The organism is Paenibacillus puerhi, assembly GCF_009846885.1.
Lineage (GTDB): Bacteria > Bacillota > Bacilli > Paenibacillales > NBRC-103111 > Paenibacillus_G > Paenibacillus_G puerhi.
Map to the genome: position 1 here is coordinate 1 of NZ_WUWM01000054.1, position 17,239 is coordinate 17,239.

The window sequence follows — 17,239 nt, forward strand, 5'->3', positions numbered from 1 at the left end:
TACGTCCGGACCATTCCTTTCGACGCTGCTCTTTGTTCGACATGGGGCAACCTCCTGTTTGATTGGGTTGCCCTTATCTTCTCATGATTGGCCGTGAGGTAGAAGGTGGGTTGGGTTTGACGCTTACGTACCAACCAGGACGAGGGGCGAATACCCGCAAGCATTCCTGAAAGGGTTCAAGGGATATTTACACAGCGATGCCTACTCCGGATATGCGAATCTGGCAGGGACGATCTCTTGCCTATGTTGGGCACATCTTCGGCGTAAGTTTGTCGAGGCATTACCACCGGAAGTGAAGCATCCGGAAGAGTCCCTTGCTAGTGTTGGGGTAGCCTATTGCAACAAGCTTTTTGAGCTGGAGGCACAGCTCACGTCACATACCGCTGAAGAACGAAAGGAACAACGTCTGGTGCAGGAAAAGCCTGTACTCGATGCTTTTTGGCCATGGATCGAAACGGCCAAAGGTAAAGTTCTTCCCAAATCCAAGCTAGGCGAAGCGCTGAAGTATGCACGTAACCACAGACAAGAGTTGATGAATTACTTACAAGATGGGAACTGTGTGATCTCGAACAATCTAGCTGAAAACAGCATCCGACCCTTACAGTAGGACGTAAAAACTGGTTATTCAGCGGCAGCCCACGGGGGCAACCGCAAGTGCAGCGATCTACAGCATCGTAGAGATAGCAAAGGCAAATGGATTGAACCCCTACAAATATCTAGTCTATCTGTTGCAACAGTTACCAGGGATTGCATTTCGTCAACGGCCGGAACTACTTGATGCGTACCTTCCATGGAGTCCGGCAGTTCAACAACATAGTACATAACGCAGAGCCTGTGGATCCTCATGAACCATGGGCTTTTCTTTTTCAATACACCGGGATGTTTGACGCTTACCTATGATCGCTGTTCACAATACCTGGTTTCGCCTAGCTAGTACTCGTTTCATCGTCTCAAGAACAATACCAATCTCCAGGCTCTGATCAAGGTGCTAGTCCGTAGCGTTCTGCGACACCGACTTTTCTTCCTTCAGAATTTCCAGTACAATTCGCTTTTTCTCTTCTGGGCTGAACTTCCTTCTGCTGGTCGTCATACAACTAAGAAACCTCCTTTTTTGCTGTCTAGTTTATATATATTGATCGGTTTATGCATACGGATATAGTGAGTATCATTGGTTCAACTTATATAGCAGGATCATACTAGTCTTAGTTACTCATTCGATAGAGCGAAGAGCCAAAACTTTTTCTTTAATGAAAATCTAAATCACATGAGATTGAGCAAAATGAGACAATGTTATATACCATATATTGAAAAAAGTAATTTTGGTATATCATACACGGAATGGTACAATTTTCTTGTACAACCACTAGCATTACATAAACACTGATGTACTTTCTGACTGAAGACTAAGATAACGTTTTTTTTGGTCCAAAATCCAAAAGTCGAGCGCCTGGATATAGCAACAAATGATTTAGAAAGTTTACAGGCTGGCTCTGCAACTGGACAATGTCTAGTAATTGGATTGGTTGCATTGTTCTATGCAGCAGTTGTCGCACAGGTTGCAGCAGGAGCTGTATACTTTTACGCGGCAGCCGTACAGACTACTGCTGGTGCCGTGAGTAAATTTGGAAGTAACGGTGGAAGTTTGAGTAATGAAGTATTTGTTAAAAACATAGTTTCAATGTTATAGACTTATAGACGGTATATAATTTAAGTGTAAATGTCGGTTATAACAACTAATCTAAGTGAGTGGGAGGCGGTCAGCATTATTTTTAAAAGTAAGCGTGATCTTAGATTCAATTTAATGACATTAGTTATTATTGGACTATCTGCTTCTATATTTGTTGTTCCTGCGATTAAGATGTATATGAATCATGAAGTAACTACGGGGCTATTATTAACGGTTATATTTGGCCTCTTACTGACAGTCGGTTGTGGATGGATATGTCTAAATATTAGATATACCCTGAGAGAAAAACATCTTACGATAAAGGCAGGATTTATAAAAACTGATATTCCCTATGATGAAATTCATAAGCTAGCAAAAACGAAGCAATATTTATCTGGGTTTCGGGTTTTATCTTCTTTTGATGGAATTGATGTGATTCATAAACATGGTGAAGTGAAAATATCTCCTGCAAATAAACAGTTGTTTATTGATGAACTTCTTAAGCGATGCACCAATTTGAAGCTAGAAAATTTATGATTAAAATTAGGTTTCACAAAGGAATGAGAAAGATGCCAAGTGTTATTTTGTACGACGGAATTTGTCATTTCTGTAATCGAACTATTCAATTTATCATAAAACAAGATAGAGATGGCTATTATTCATTTGCATCTTTACAGAGTGAGATCGGATTGAAGCTTATGAATGAGTATAAAATCCCTAATATTATGGAAACAATTATTCTTCTAGATAATAATCGTATCTATAGTTACTCAGAGGCTTCCTCTTCAAATAAGTAGAAGGCTGAAAGGCCTGTGGAGATTCATTTATTTACTAGTAGTAGTACCCAAACCTATACGGGATTATTTCTATATCTATTTTTCGAAGAATAGATACAAATGGTTTGGCAAAAGTGAAAATTGTACATTACCTACTCCTGAATTAGGAAAAAGATTTTTAGAATAATAAAAAGAAATAGGGTATGCGGAAGAAGAACAGGGTGAGATGTTAGATGCTATTAAGCTTGTGTTACAGGGGAAATTCACCCTCCAAACCTGAACAGGGATTGGTGATTTATTATGACAACGCTGATTACACGAAATCACTCTGTAGGGAGGTGTCAGCACCCCTAGTCCAGCAATCATAAAGTTGGAGTTAGAAGCCCTCCTTGCTAGAGTCAATCCCATGCTCGGTTAAAACATCATAAAGAGCCCAATTCGAAAAAGCATAAGTGAGGAACCAAATTATTAAAAAGCTTGAATCCGGTGTATGATTCGGGAGGAGCTATGTAGAAATTGGCCGTTTGCTTCGGTGCTTTCTTGGCATTTGACAATAGCTTGGTAAGCTCCATGTTGCAGAGCTTTAGGCAGCAAAAACTTAAAAGGCTGCAATACTGCCGCACGCACACTTAAGCGGATTTTTCGCCGATAGCCCTGTTACGGTGAACCGTATCACAAGTAACGGCAAGTTTTTTAATGTGATTGCTTGAGTTGACCTCATATTACGAACAGGCAGTATTGTTGGGAAGGAATATAGGCAGGATACGTAGAATTTTTTGAAGATAAACGTTGAGAAGAGGTAATATTGTTGACCACCTTTATTGATTCATTAGCAAATCTACGTGACTCTAGAAAGGTATCATATAAAATTTACGGAGATGAGAATGAGAATACCATTATCTTTTTTCATGGATTCGGCTCGTCAGCCAGTGCTGTTCATCCAGACGTAAATTTATTAAATAAGTACAATATCCGCTTCATTGCTGTTAACCGTCCTGGTTACGGAGAATCTGAAGTAAAGCAAAAATACTCTCTAGAAGATGTTGCAGATGATGTGAACGAGTTACTAACTTCTCTAGGTATCCGAAAAGTTGCCGTTATTGGATGGTCAGCTGGAGGGTTATATAGCCAAGTGTTCGCAGATAAATATTCAGATAAAGTGAACTCACTCAATTTAGTTAGTAGCGCAATACCACTAGATGGTAGAGAGTCCGAAGCCTTTCTTCCAACCAATTGGAAAATAATACGAGTGATGAATAAATACATACCGTTTTTAACCAAATTATTTTTTCAAAAGCTTAGTAAAGATTTAAGTAAAAACTTCGAAGTTACACTGAAAAAATCTATTGGACAAATGGTTGACGCTGACAAAAAAATTGCGCTTGATCCGATGATGAAACCAGTTATTACTAAGGGTGCAATCGAGGCTTACCACAACCGGGGAACCGCTGTATTTTATGATGCAGTTGCCTTATGCGGGAAATACCCCCAATTTACCACATATTGCCACAGAGTGAATATTTGGCAAGGCGGAAGGGATGAAGTATGGACACTCGCAACTTCGAATTACCTTCGGGGGAAATATGTTAATAGCAACTACTCAATATTTGATGATGAAGGACATTTGCTTTATCTGTCAAAATGGGAGGAGATTTTAAAAGCATCATTAAACTAGACGGGAAACGTTAATCCAATCTTTCGATGAAAGGACCATCCGCAAAGGATGGTCCTAAAAATTTCCGCTACAGATAGCGCGGAGAACCTTATCATAAGTGACGGCGAAAATTGCTTCTGATTATTTCGCAGACAAGTCACCACTGAAACGGATTGGAATAACTGAATGCATTTGTAAGGGATATAGGATTATACTTATTATGAGTTCGGAATAGATTAGGTATGCTTCTTTGGAAAGAAAGCCTAGGCCCGAACGGCGGCTATAGCATCCTAAGCCGTTTTACCGACTCCCCGCTCTTCTTCGATATCGAGGAACAGAAGGCGTTGATCCATGCCTCGATATTTGCTAAGGAGGCTGGTTACCCCTAAGTTGATTTAACCCGGGCGATGGACAAGATGAAGCGATACGCGAACGAGAAGCAACTGGATCAGCTTAAGCACATCTACCTTGCCATTCAGTCGCTTCAAGAAGAAGCGTTATTTGGCGTGCAACTGTTGTGTGAAATGGCAAGAATCCCGCGCTCAAGCTATTACAAGTGGCTAAACCGCAAGCCCAGTGCTCGAGAGCAGGAGAATGAGCAATTAACTCATGTTATGATGTCTATTGCAACAGGTTATGTACCACCTTTCTCAGGCACATATATTGAATTTATGAAGTATGGGGAAAGATTGAATGTTCCGAGCTATGTGACGAATATTGCAGGTCTTACTTTCCTTGGGTGGGAATCAATTGATGAGGTTGTCCCAGCTGAAACGAAAACCTATACTGCCTATTTCGATGTGAAGAAGGATATGAGGGTACTTGTAAAATTTTATTCGAGAGATAGCTACGAGGAGCCATTCTCGAAAGTCGGTAGTGAAATTTATTTGGCAACTGCATTCACAGAGTTCAATGCTCGTTTACATGCGGCAGGTTATTATAACAGTCCTAACGAGTATGCACTAGCGGATGACTGGGGTCTTCCAACGGATTATATAATTAGGGTAAGTCCTAGCAATTCTAAAAATCTTGTAGTGAAGCAATACCTAGATCGTAAGTATGAACTGAAATTTGATTTGGGTGGAGGAACTTTTACTGATAATACTCCACAAATCATATATTTGCCTGCAGAAAATGCTTACGACATACCGCCTGACCCAGTACGTGAAGGCTATAAGTTTGCAGGCTGGTCACCTGCAATCCCGTCCGCCCAGTTGCGTTTGGCGAAGCCGCACAATACAGCTGTAAGCTCACAACAGAGCCTGCAGCCGTTATCGCGCTAATGTTTAGAATCTGTCTAGATTTCCAGCATATAATGAGAGCAAACCGATCTTGGGAGGGATTGAATTGCAATCATTTAAAAAGTATGTGGCCGAATTCATCGGCACGTTCGTGCTCGTTCTGTTCGGCTGCGGAAGTGCAGCCACGGCGGGGGGCGAGCTGGGGTATCTGGGCATCGCAATGGCTTTCGGCCTGTCGATCGTGGCGCTCGCCTACGCAATCGGCCCGATTTCCGGCTGTCACGTCAATCCTGCCGTATCGCTCGCCATGCTTGTCAGCCGGAAGCTTTCTGCCAAAAATTTCGTCGGCTACGTCGTCGCCCAGGTCGCCGGTGCTGTCGCCGGCTCGGCGCTGCTATACGCGATCATCGACTCGACGGGCAAGGCGGTGACAAGCCTCGGTCAGAACGGTTTCGGCGCAGGCTACGGCATCGGCATTACGGCGTTGATGGCCTTTGTGGTGGAGATTGTCTTGACGTTCGTTTTCGTCTACGCCATTCTCGGCGTGACCTCGGAGTCCGGCAACGGTAGAGTCGCCGGGCTGGTCATCGGCTTGACGCTCGCGTTCGTACATATTCTCGGCATCGGCTTGACGGGGACTTCGGTCAATCCGGCGAGAAGTTTTGGACCGGCGATCCTGCTCGGGGGAGAAGCATGGTCCGAGCTGTGGGTTTTCGTCACGGCTCCGTTCCTCGGGGCACTGCTGGCGGCGGCCGCTTACCGGCTGCTGAACGTTCGCAAAGCCTAGCGATTCGCCGAAAGGTAGACGCCGCGCTACCCTAGCTGCTGCGTCTACCGCCTGCAGCGGGACGAAGGCTGCCGGGCTCGGCGCTTAATCGGGTTTTTGAATAGTAATTATTTTAATTGCACTTTGAAATCTTTATTTTCCTTAAACACGGGCCACTGCCGCGATTCCGGGCTGTGGCTCGATTTTTTTCATCTGTATTCAGGCAAAGTATCCTTAATTCTTGTCAAGATTTTGCGCATGGTATAAAGGCTTTGGCTTCTTTATAAGCAGAGAAAGGGTGGCGATTACGCGCCGCGGCGGGTTTTTCGCCGATAGACCCGTTAGGCTGAACCGTATCATAAGTGACGGCGAAAAATTGCATGGACAAGATTTTATAATTTGCTATCTAATCCAAGAAAGTACAGGGCATTCGCCCTATATTCGCCCTATACTTTCTTCATAGACGGAGATATATGCGTAAGGAATTCGTGTTTCAGCCGAGGTTTACAGATCGACTTTCCAGTTGCCCATCAACTTGGCGACTTCTGGGTCGCGGTACGATAAGAAGAGACTTTCCCGCGTATCGAGGGTCGAAATTTGTTCCATATCGTCTGCGCTTAACTCAAAGTCGAAAATATCGAAGTTTTCTACGATCCGCTCTTTGCGCACCGATTTTGGAATGACAACGACTTCGCGCTGAACAAGCCAGCGCAACACGACTTGGGCGACGGACTTGTTGTGTTTAACAGCAATCGAGGTCAGCAGTTTGTTATCGAACATGTTGCCCCGTCCTTCAGCGAACGGCGCCCACGACTGGTGTTGAACTCCCAGCTCTTTCATAAAAGTGGTGGTTTCCGTCTGCTGATAGAACGGGTGCGTTTCGATCTGGTTGACGACGGGCACGATTTCATTATGCACGATGAGGTCCATCAGACGGTCGGGCAGGAAGTTGCTGACCCCGATTGCCTTAATTTTGCCTTCGCGGTACAGCTCTTCCATCGCGCGCCAAGCACCGTAGTAATCGCCGAACGGCTGATGAATAAGGTACAGATCGAGATAGTCGAGTTGCAGCTTCTTCAAGGATTTAGCAAACGCCAGCTTGGCACTCTCGTAGCTGGCATCCTGAACCCAAAGTTTGGTCGTGATGAACAGCTCCTCACGCGGTACGCCGCTGCGCTTAATCGCGCGTCCGACCGCTTCCTCGTTCAGATAACCGGCGGCGGTATCGATCAGGCGGTAACCGGTCATTAGTGCTTCGTATACTGCGCGCTCGCATTCCTCAGCATCGGGAACTTGGTAGACACCGAAGCCGATGATCGGCATTTTCACTCCGTTGTTCAACGTTACGGTTTGCATTGTAATTCCTCCTATTGTTCAAATGAATAACGGCAAACGGCCGTGAATCCCGAGGGAACGGTTTCTGCAGAACGGGGATTCCGCTTATAGCCGATTTGCATTACAATCAGCTTAGAGCCTTCGTGTTACACGAAGTCAAGCTGTCTTTAAAAATTTTTTTCCTAGGAGGATTTCACATGCATACGGTTAAAGAAGCCGCCCAGATAACAGGACTCACCGAGCACGCCGTGCGCTTTTACACAGATAAAGGTCTGGTACCAAGCGTACAGCGCAATGAGAATAATATCCGGTTGTTCGACGAAGAATCGATCAACTGGCTGCATGGCGTCAAATGCCTCAAGCAATCCGGGATGCCCATTGAAGTCATTAAAAAGTACGTCGATTTATGTCTCGAAGGGGATTCGACCATTCCGCAACGCTATACACTCATGATGGAACATAAAGAAGAGGCGCTTGCTAAGCTCGAGGAAGCCAAACGGCACGTTGCCCATTTGGAGGAAAAAACAGCCCTATATCAGGACATTCTAGAGCACCGCTCTCCAGACACGACTAATCCCGGCAACTGGGACAAAATTCTGCATATGCATAGTGACGTGTTTTATTCGCCATCTGTTCGTAAAGCATGAGGGAAATATAATCATTCAAGACAGATAGGTGCCCATCTGACCCGATTGAAATGAAGATGTATGACAGACCGTGGTCATATGTCTTTTTTTATTATATTGGGAGATCGGTGTTGCGCTCCCCACTCACATAATCCTTCTAGAATGGGGAGTAAGGTTTTCGCTTTATCTGTAAGTCGGTACTCAACTTTCGGGGGGATTTGGGGATATTCTTTCCGTTCCACCATCCCATCCAGCTCCAGCTCCTTAAGCTGTGAACTCAGTGTTTTATACGTGATCGCCCCGATTTGTCTCTTCAGATCGTTAAATCGAACCGGTTCGTTCTCCGCTAGGAGGTAAATAATTACCATCTTCCACTTGCCACCAATGACAGACAACGTATAACCGAAGGGAGTGTCTTGAAGATGCTTCACTTGGCCCCTGTATTCAAACATACCCATGCTGACACTATCCTTTCTGGTAGTACCTTTCTAAAAAGTGCGTACTACTTTTTTGTTTGCCATTATCTTATACTAACCATACTTTGAACGAAAGGAGAATAAAAATGAGGGTAGCAAAAACGTTCGATCACGGTGTTGCATGGGAGGAAGGGAGCGGCATATCCCAGGGGTATTCGATTAACGGCACGATCTATATCTCGGGTCAATTTTCCCACGATATGCAGAGCACATTCGTCGGTGCGGGAGACATCGAGGCGCAGACCAGGCAGACGCTTGAAAATCTAGATCGCGTACTGGCGGGGTTCGGTGTCACGAAGTCAAACCTTGCCTATGTTGAGATTTACCTGACAGACGTGAAGGAGCATTTCGAGCCTTGCATCCAGGTGTTTAAAGAATATATGGGACAGCACCGTCCCGCCGGCAGTCTCATTGGCGTGACAGCGCTGGCGTTCCCTGAGCAATTGATTGAAATCAGCGCTGTCGCTCACACGAACTAAGGAACGCGGTCATCGCTGACGGATTGAGTCTGCTTGAAGAGAGTCTTTTCTTAGCGATAAGGGGTGTGATTCACACCGAGGACAGCACAGCACCGGATTAACCGCAAGCAGTTTGCCGCCTGGGCCGTGCGATATTTCGGACTGGCATCTAGGCGGATGATATGGCATCCGCCTACGCCGCCGGGTTGATCTAAGGCAAATCGGCCGATTCGTTCGATCCCGACGCGCCGATCACCCGCCAGGAAATGGCCGTCTTGCTGACACGCGTGCTGAAGAAATTCGGCTATACCGAACCTTCCGCTTCTCGCAGCCCGGATAAACTGGCGCCTTCTCGGACGCATCAGAATCTTTTCAACAGACCAGGCGACAAAAACGACTTCATTCGCGGATATACGCGCAATGAAGTCGTTTTTTGTCCAGTTTTTGTTCAGAGCACTATAGTATACTTGTGCTCATTGTATCCATATTGGGAAAAAGGAGAAACAAGATCATGAGGAAAAAACGATTTGGTAGTCCCTTGCACTCTGCGTTTCTGGCGCTGATCATCGCGCTGGGGGCCATAATGCCCGCGTCTCTGTCTGTGGGGGCGGCCAGCACGGGGGCGCTTGAGGGAGCTTTAGGCGGGACCTATTTCACGGATGACGATAACTGGTTTCCAAAAACCGGCGAGACGAAGGATTTAGATACAGGCATCACGCAAAGCTCCTCTCAGTATCCGATCGAGTTCGTTATTAAGAATGTCGATCAGCTTCCGAAAGAGAGCGCGCACCTGCTCGTCCGGGCTTTTGACGTAGACGAATATAACGTCAATAACAAGTCCGGTACAGGAGAATGGGACCGTGTGTACATGTCGAGCAGTCCTGATGTCATCAATCTTGGCGGCCCGTACACGCCGTGGTATAAAAAGGCGGACTATAACCCTTGGCCTGCCGCGTATACCAACTGGCACAAGGAGATGAACCCGGACTACTATATCGGAGCGCTTTCCGGCAATAACCAAACCTGGAACACTTCGGTTCTGCAGCTGCCGAATATGAATTCCGTGGCATTGGGCGACAATTATGTCGGAGTAACGGTTCATCACTATTATCAGAATACGGCATATTATAACGCCGGTTGGCAAGTTACGGTCGACTGGGCTCAACTCATCATTGACGGGGGACACCGCAAGAAAGCCGAGGTTACGGACGCTACACTCACTGTCGCTAATGGCAAGGCTACCGTCAATACAAGCTTCCTGCCGAAAGAGTCGGGCAAATATTCCTTAGAGATCAATCTGATCGAAACGGTAAACGGGGTTGAACGTAACCTTGTCACGAAGAAAAATTACGTTCCAAATGCAGTGGAAGGCGAAGAGGAAGATTGGAGCATCGACCTTATCGACGCTTCCATCCTAGCGAACAAAGTATACAAAATCAATATTATACTGTTCGAAGACGGCGGAGGCGGGTCTTCAGCCCCTAGCGGTCAGCTAAGCGAACCCGACCCGACAAACCCTCGGGAGGCGCAGCATCTCCTGTCCGTGTCTACAACTGACCCGGTCGAACCGGCTGTAAAAAACATCAGCAAATCGGGTATCGAAGGTGCTGCTGTCTCCTTCACGGCAGACGATTTCAAGAAACGTTTTGTGCGCTTGAACAACCTCCCGCTCGGGAAGCGCCTGCAAACGGTCAAGATCGTCACTTTGCCTGACGAATCTCACGGCTTTCTCAAGCTTAACGGAACGGATGTTACGCCTGGTCAAGAGATTAGCGCAGGCGACCTCGGCAAACTTACTTTCGAACCGGCTTCCGATTTCACGGGAACCGCGGATTTCAAATGGAATGGCTTCAATGGAATGGCATATGCATCCGACGATGCAATTGTTTCGGTTACGATCAACGCGGCTCCTACTGCGGGCAATGTCGAGAAAAACGCTACTACAGGTGACACCATCACGTTCGCAACAGCCGACTTTTCGGATAAATTCGGAGATCGCGATATCGGCGACGAGCTGACCAGCGTTTCCTTCACCCTGCCACCCGCAGCTGAAGGTGTACTGAAGCTGAAGGGCAGCATCGTAGAAGAACACAAGTTTTACCCTGCTGGCGACCTCGCCGATCTGGAATTCATACCGAATCCGGCCTTCGAGGGCGAAACGGTAACGATCGGATGGTACGCGCACGACGGCAAAGAGCCGTCTAAAACAAGCGGTACGATCACGATCAACTACGATATCAAGCCGGTCGTTGGAGCTATCACAAAACAGAATGTTGCCCAATATGCTCCAACACCGTTGACGGACAGCGACTTCCGCAGCAGGTTCTACAAGCCAGGCGGCCAGATCGCTAACGGAGCGGCGCTGCAAAGCGTGGAGATCGTATCGCTTCCGGTTAACGGCAAGCTGCAATTCAATGGAACAGACGTAACAATCGGCCAGCAGATAACCGTGATTGACCTGGATAAACTGTTCTATATCCCTAACGGCAGTACAGGTTTGGTTGGCAGTGATTCCTTTAAATGGAATGGTTCGGACGGCGCCAACTATGCTGCGGCGCCTGCCACGTTCACGATTACGGCCAATCCTGCGCCGGTAGTTGGACCAATCACGATTCATGTGAATAAGGGAACCAGCCCTGTATCCTTTACACCGGCCTTGTTTACCGACGCCTACACGGATAACGAACCTCTCACGGAGGTCACGTTGACGGGTCTGCCGACTACCGGTCAACTTCTGCTGGATGGCGTATCGGTTACCGAGGGGCAAGCTATTCCGGCCGCCCAACTGAACAAACTAACCTTTGTTCCGGATAACGGGCAAACCGGAACCGTCACGTTCAAGTGGAGTGGTAAGGACGGTACCCAGTACGCGAAGGGTCCTGAAAACGTAACGATCGTCATCAACGCGCCGCCCGTTGCCGGGCTGATCGAAAAAGCGGGATTGACCGGCCAGATCGTCTCGTTCAACGCTGACGATTTCAGAACGCATCCGGCATTCCATGATCCCGACAGCGGTGATGTTCTGACGCAGGTAAAAATCACGCTTCCGAGCGATTTTGCGAGCAAAGGCGAGTTGTTTTATACGGGAGTGACCGACGCGGTTTACCTGAACCCCGGACAAGCCGCCACGCTGACTCCGAGCCAGTTGGATACGCTCAAGTTCGCACCGTCGGCCGAATTGCCGAACGGCGGCACGGTTACGTTCCCGTGGATCGCACATGACGGTAAGATGGAATCCGAGCAGCCGGGCACCGTACAGATCTCTTACGACGGTAAACCTGTCGCACAACCGATCCTCGCAGAATCGCAAGAAGGTAACCCCACCCTTGCCATTACGCTCAAGGGGACGGATGACAACGTAACAGGAGTCGTATACGGCATCGTCTCCAATCCGAGATACGGAACACTTACGAAATTAGGCGGCGATCAGTGGATTTATACGCCGAATCCGGGCTTCACGGGCGCCGACAGCTTCACTTATATCGCCATCGACGGTCAAGGGCAGGAAAGCGCTCCGGCAACCGTAGAGATTCGGGTGCACAAGGCGCTCGACGGCTGGGTCGGAGATAAAGGGCAAGGCGGCCCGACTCCGTTCAAAGCTCTGCCGGACGCACCGCTCAAGCTCTCTGCGGTTAGCAGCATCTGGGCTGATAGCGTCATTGCCGATGTTAACGGGCTGAATGTAAATCTGACGCTTGCCAACCCGGACACTTATGCCGCAGACGGCTTCAAGCTTTGGACGAAGACCGTTACGCTGGCGAAAGAAACGACGCCCGGCTCCTATCACGTAAGCTTCCAGGCGATCCCTGCGGCGAATCAGACGGCCCTGGCCCCGGAACCGGCATCGCGCTTAGCCGACAACGACTTCGTCGTTCTGAAAACGAATGTCGCCTTGACGGCCGATCCGGACAAAATCGTCGGCGATGGCAAAACGACGACGGAATTGACGGCGAAGGTAACTGCCGAGGATGGCACGCCTCTCGCGGGTGTCACTGTCAAATTTGAGGCTCCTGCCGGAGTAGGCACATTTGTCGATGCCAACGGCAACGACGTTGGCGGCGTCATCACCGCCGTCACCAACTCGGAAGGCATCGCGGTTGTTACGTACAAATCGGCGCGAATTACCGGCGTGGGTGAGCAGCAGGTGCAACTATCCACAACCGTGCGCGACGTGAGCAGAGGCTTATCCGCCAAGGATGACATCACGATCGTCTTCCAGCCTGCGCGAGTACAAGGCTTGCTGACGCAGGGCGCCGGCCACGCGCCGATCGCGGACGCCAAAGTAAAAATTATGCTGGATCTGAACGGCGACGGCATCCTTGAACCTGGTGTGGATTTCATCGAAGATGTTCCGCTAGCTGCGGACGGCTCCTACTCCGTCCCTGTTCCTTACGGCGATAAGATCTACGATCTGATCGTTACTCAAACCGTAGAGATCGGCGGCGTAGAGACAGAGATCACTTTTACGCAAAAAGCGAATGTTGATAAAATCAACGGCTCCGGGGAAAACTTCATTTCCGAGAAAACGGCAACGGGCGTGGTGTTATTCCTGCAGCCGGACGGAAAGAGCAGCTTGCTCGATGAGGATGTCCGGGCTAACATGGTTGTTTATCTGAAGGACGCCTCCGGCAATTACATCTCGGAAAATGGCGCGCCTAAAGCATTCCCGCTGAAGCCGCAAGGCGTTTTCACCGCAGAGGGTTTAGCTGCCAACGTCGAGTATACGCTGGAAATCCGCTATGTGGCCGCGCCGGGCGTTGAACTCGTCATGGGCACGGGCACCGTCTCCGTTAACGATGATGGAGAAATGAACGTAACCCAAGAGCTCGTCGATCCGTACGGTACGATTACCGACGCAATCACGGGGCAAATGATCGAAGGAGCGAAAGTCACCCTGTATTACGCGGATACCGCACGTAACCTCGGCAAAGGGAATACGCCGAATACGAAGGTGACCGTCCCTGCCATTCCGGGCTTTGCTCCGAACGATAATGCCAGTCCCGAGCAGTTAAGCGATATTTACGGCTTTTATGCGTACATGGTCTATCCGGAGTCGGATTACTACCTGGTCGTGACAAAAAACGGATACACCAGCTACACCAGTCCGACTCTTTCCGTTGAGTGGGATATCGTGAAGCATGATCTGCAGCTCGACCCGATCCGGTACGAGGATTCCCCGAGCGAATCATCTGGGTATTCTGGGTATATCACGAGCGGAACACCTGACTTGGCGATGAACGTATCGGTCGATAAGAACCTGATCGAAGAAGGAACCCGTTCGATCGTTAAGATCGAATACAAAAATCAAGGCACGGCAAGCTTGCCGAACGGCGAGGTAACGGTAACGCTCCCTGAAGGCGTCAAGATTATCGATGCCGATGGCGGGGAAGTTAAGGGAAATACGATCACTTGGAAAGTTACGAATCTGGCAGCTGCAAAAGGTGGCGCCTTCCATGTCACCGTGGAATGGCCGCAGCTGGCTAATGCCGAAGGCGAATTCGCTATCCCGGGTTCCTTTACCGGTTCGGGCGGTTCCACGGCGGCCGCTGCCGCGAATTCGTCGGTCAAAGTTAGAGTGTTCTCCGACCGCTTCGACAACTTGAAGCACCAACGCTACATCCTCGGATTCCCGGACGGCGAGTTCAAGCCCAACTATTCGCTTACCCGCGCCGAGCTCGCAGCGATCGTAGCCCGGTTGACCGAGAACAAAAAGCTAAACACCCTGCTGCCTTACAGCGATGTCTCCGAAGATCACTGGGCAGCCAACTACATCAGGATTGCGACCAAGTATAATTACTTCGGAGGCTACGAGGACGGCACTTTCCGGCCTGAAGCGCCAGTAAGCCGCGGTGAGCTCGCAATCGTTATGGCGCGGTACCTCGGCATCGCGACAAGCGCAGCCGCCGATCCGCACTTCTCGGATACCGCCGAGCATTGGGCGGCCGACGCGGTCGAGACGCTGTACAAAGGAAGGTTTCTGTCCGGATATGAGGACGGCACCTTCAAACCGGATGCCGCGATCATCCGCGTCGAAGCCGTCACGATGATTAACCGCATGCTGTTCCGCGGTCCGCTCGCCGGACTGGAGCCGCTGTTCCCGGACATGCCGGCCTCTCACTGGGGCTTCGGCGAAGTCCAGGAAGCGACCTTCTCCCACGAAGCGATCCGCAATGCGGACGGCAGTGAGACTTGGATTCAATCGATTCAAGACGACGTGCAATAAGCCGAACCGCAAGATAGACTCACCTTAACGCAGGAAGCTGGCCTTTATCGCCGGCTTCCTTTTTTCTGCGCGGGACATAAACTCGGTCCAAGCCAAACTGATTGATAGCAATAATGCCAAATAGAGTACTTGAACAGGGACTGTCTTTGGAGTAGAAAACTCAGGGACGGTCCTTTGTTTACAGAATGGGGACAATCATTGAATATATATACATATATGGTTATAATAATACATAAACTTGAATGGTGAGGGGTGGGGAAAGTGGAATATAAAATATTTGTGGATGGTCAAGAAGGTACAACAGGTATAAAGATACATGAATACCTGTCTAAGATTTCTAACGTAGAAGTAGTCAAAATTGAATCGGACAGGCGAAAGGATAACGATGCTCGTAGAGCAATAATAAATGAAGTAGACCTAGTATTCCTTTGTCTCCCAGATTCAGCTTCAAGAGAATCCGTATCGATGGTAAGTAATAATAAGACAAAAATAATTGATGCAAGTACTGCTTTTAGAACGAACTCGGAGTGGACATACGGATTACCAGAATTACATAAAAATCAAAGAAATACAATCCAAAATTCATCTAGGGTATCTGTTCCAGGATGCCACGCTACAGGCTATATATTAGCAATACACCCTTTGGTAGCAGAAGGAATTATACCAAGGGATTACCCTGTGTCTTGCTATTCGCTTACAGGATACAGTGGTGGAGGTAAGAAACTTATATCTGAATATCAGAACTCAAATAGAGAACAGCTCTTCGCACCAAGACAATATGCTCTTAGTCTTAACCACAAACACCTTCCAGAAATGAAACTATATTCTGGTTTAGACTCAGCACCAATATTCACCCCTATAGTTGGAAACTATTATCAGGGTGATGCAGTTACTATTCCTCTCTTTCCTAGAATGTTTACAAAGAATGCAACGGCAAGAGATATTCAAGAAGTGCTTGCCTCGTATTATAAAGATGAACGGTTTATTCGAGTTATGCCATACGATTCTGAGGCATATCTAGAAGACGGTTTCTTTAATCTCATGCAATGTAATAATACAAATTATTTGGACATATTTGTTTTTGGTCATAGAGATGAAATAGTACTCGTTTCTAGATTTGATAATCTGGGGAAGGGTGCATCAGGAGCAGCTATTCAAAATATGAACATTATGCTCGGATTTGACGAAGGGATAGGGCTGGAGTAAGAAATATGAGAACGAAAATCCCATCTTCTTCGTCTTGATCTATTTCAGCGGATTGTTCGGCACGCTCGTACTTGTGTTATATACGACATTTACGAAGGATGCAGGATTGATTTATGCGGTTCACTGGTTCATTCAGTTGTTCGACTGGTTTTTCCTCATTCCAGGAGGCCGTGGCACCTTGTTTACCGGGGTATGGTTATCCGTTAGAACCCATTGGGGATTAACGAAATACTACTGGATCTTAACCAAGCTGACATTGACTGCAGCCGCCGTATTGTTCGGAGCAACCATGATGAGAGTCTGGCTGCACGATCATTTTGAGGCTATTTTCTCGTCACATGTGCATCCGCTGGAGAATCCGCTTTACCTGCAAAATCGCCAGATGCTATTTATCGGTCTTGCGATTTGCTTTGCCACGCTCCTATTCATCGTCGTAATATCCTATTTCAAGCCTTGGGGGAAGAGAAGAGGAACAAAGTGGCGTTCTATATAGCGAATTAGTATAGAATACCGAAAGGAGCTGCCGCGGCCAGTTCCTTTCGCTTTTTCGCCGTTATGAACGTTAAGCTGGACCTTATCATAAGTGATAGCGATCTGGGGGGATCTATCGACTTATTGTCGCCATTAGCTACTTTTATTGGTGCAGGGCGAGTATTGCCTTGGTATGGTCTGTGGACCACCATGTCTGTTTTTTGCAAGCGAAAAATGCTTAAACTTGCTGCCAAAAATGCCGAGACCGCTTGCCAGATGAATGGTCACTGCGGAATTCGCTCCATCGCTTGCTTGAGCCGGAAACTTTCACCCGTGAATGA

Annotated in this window: 15 protein-coding genes and 1 pseudogene; 14 read left to right on the forward strand and 2 right to left on the reverse strand. The window is 47.9% G+C overall.

The window, feature by feature from the left end; genetic code table 11:
• Positions 1 to 89: 89 nt before the first annotated feature.
• The 8 genes and pseudogenes from tnpC to GSF01_RS28385 form a co-directional block, all read left to right on the forward strand.
• A pseudogene (tnpC, locus tag GSF01_RS28350) lies at positions 90 to 824 on the forward strand (IS66 family transposase); the annotation flags it as partial.
• Between the two features lie 596 nt (positions 825 to 1,420).
• On the forward strand, positions 1,421 to 1,687 hold the full coding sequence (locus GSF01_RS28360) for a hypothetical protein (RefSeq protein ID WP_159888625.1): 267 nt from the start codon (positions 1,421 to 1,423) through the stop codon (positions 1,685 to 1,687).
• Between the two features lie 114 nt (positions 1,688 to 1,801).
• A complete protein-coding gene (locus tag GSF01_RS28365) occupies positions 1,802 to 2,203 on the forward strand; it encodes a PH domain-containing protein (RefSeq protein WP_159888626.1) in 402 nt (133 codons plus the stop codon).
• A 32-nt stretch (positions 2,204 to 2,235) separates the two neighbouring features.
• On the forward strand, positions 2,236 to 2,463 hold the full coding sequence (locus tag GSF01_RS30145) for a thiol-disulfide oxidoreductase DCC family protein (RefSeq protein WP_268893748.1): 228 nt from the start codon (positions 2,236 to 2,238) through the stop codon (positions 2,461 to 2,463).
• Between the two features lie 25 nt (positions 2,464 to 2,488).
• A complete protein-coding gene (locus tag GSF01_RS30150; RefSeq protein ID WP_268893750.1) occupies positions 2,489 to 2,629 on the forward strand; it encodes a thiol-disulfide oxidoreductase DCC family protein in 141 nt (46 codons plus the stop codon).
• A 621-nt stretch (positions 2,630 to 3,250) separates the two neighbouring features.
• Complete coding sequence (locus tag GSF01_RS28375; protein ID WP_159888627.1) at positions 3,251 to 4,117, forward strand: alpha/beta hydrolase; 867 nt, start codon at positions 3,251 to 3,253, stop codon at positions 4,115 to 4,117.
• Between the two features lie 395 nt (positions 4,118 to 4,512).
• The gene (locus GSF01_RS29455) at positions 4,513 to 5,379 is read left to right on the forward strand and encodes an InlB B-repeat-containing protein (RefSeq protein WP_201305505.1); all 867 of its coding nucleotides are present in this window, start codon (positions 4,513 to 4,515) and stop codon (positions 5,377 to 5,379) included.
• Positions 5,380 to 5,443: 64 nt separating this feature from the next.
• Positions 5,444 to 6,124, forward strand: a complete 681-nt coding sequence (locus GSF01_RS28385) for an MIP/aquaporin family protein (RefSeq protein ID WP_159888628.1) — start codon at positions 5,444 to 5,446, stop codon at positions 6,122 to 6,124.
• 483 nt (positions 6,125 to 6,607) lie between these two features.
• Here GSF01_RS28385 and GSF01_RS28390 read toward each other — a convergent pair whose 3' ends face one another.
• On the reverse strand, positions 6,608 to 7,459 hold the full coding sequence (locus GSF01_RS28390) for an aldo/keto reductase (RefSeq protein WP_159888629.1): 852 nt from the start codon (positions 7,457 to 7,459) through the stop codon (positions 6,608 to 6,610).
• A 176-nt stretch (positions 7,460 to 7,635) separates the two neighbouring features.
• Here GSF01_RS28390 and GSF01_RS28395 point away from each other — a divergent pair, with 176 nt between their 5' ends.
• Positions 7,636 to 8,085, forward strand: a complete 450-nt coding sequence (locus GSF01_RS28395; RefSeq protein ID WP_159888630.1) for a MerR family transcriptional regulator — start codon at positions 7,636 to 7,638, stop codon at positions 8,083 to 8,085.
• A 74-nt stretch (positions 8,086 to 8,159) separates the two neighbouring features.
• Here the strand turns inward: GSF01_RS28395 and GSF01_RS28400 are convergent, their stop codons facing one another.
• The gene (locus GSF01_RS28400) at positions 8,160 to 8,522 is read right to left on the reverse strand and encodes a winged helix-turn-helix transcriptional regulator (protein WP_159888631.1); all 363 of its coding nucleotides are present in this window, start codon (positions 8,520 to 8,522) and stop codon (positions 8,160 to 8,162) included.
• A 104-nt stretch (positions 8,523 to 8,626) separates the two neighbouring features.
• On the opposite strand from GSF01_RS28400, the gene GSF01_RS28405 reads away from it, so the two are divergent.
• From GSF01_RS28405 to GSF01_RS29970, 5 genes are all read left to right on the forward strand, one after another.
• Positions 8,627 to 9,019 carry a RidA family protein gene (locus GSF01_RS28405; RefSeq protein ID WP_159888632.1) on the forward strand — a complete coding sequence of 131 codons (393 nt, stop codon included), beginning with the start codon at positions 8,627 to 8,629 and terminating at the stop codon, positions 9,017 to 9,019.
• A 490-nt stretch (positions 9,020 to 9,509) separates the two neighbouring features.
• The gene (locus tag GSF01_RS28410; RefSeq protein WP_159888633.1) at positions 9,510 to 15,221 is read left to right on the forward strand and encodes an S-layer homology domain-containing protein; all 5,712 of its coding nucleotides are present in this window, start codon (positions 9,510 to 9,512) and stop codon (positions 15,219 to 15,221) included.
• Between the two features lie 261 nt (positions 15,222 to 15,482).
• Entirely contained in the window at positions 15,483 to 16,427 is a 945-nt protein-coding gene (gene argC / locus GSF01_RS28415; protein WP_159888634.1) for an N-acetyl-gamma-glutamyl-phosphate reductase, read from the forward strand.
• A gap of 34 nt (positions 16,428 to 16,461) precedes the next feature.
• Positions 16,462 to 16,920, forward strand: coding sequence for a DUF2269 family protein (locus tag GSF01_RS28420; RefSeq protein WP_268893749.1), 459 nt, complete (start codon positions 16,462 to 16,464; stop codon positions 16,918 to 16,920).
• A 122-nt stretch (positions 16,921 to 17,042) separates the two neighbouring features.
• Positions 17,043 to 17,239: hypothetical protein (locus GSF01_RS29970; protein ID WP_235941784.1), on the forward strand; the 197-nt coding region annotated here is incomplete at its 3' end.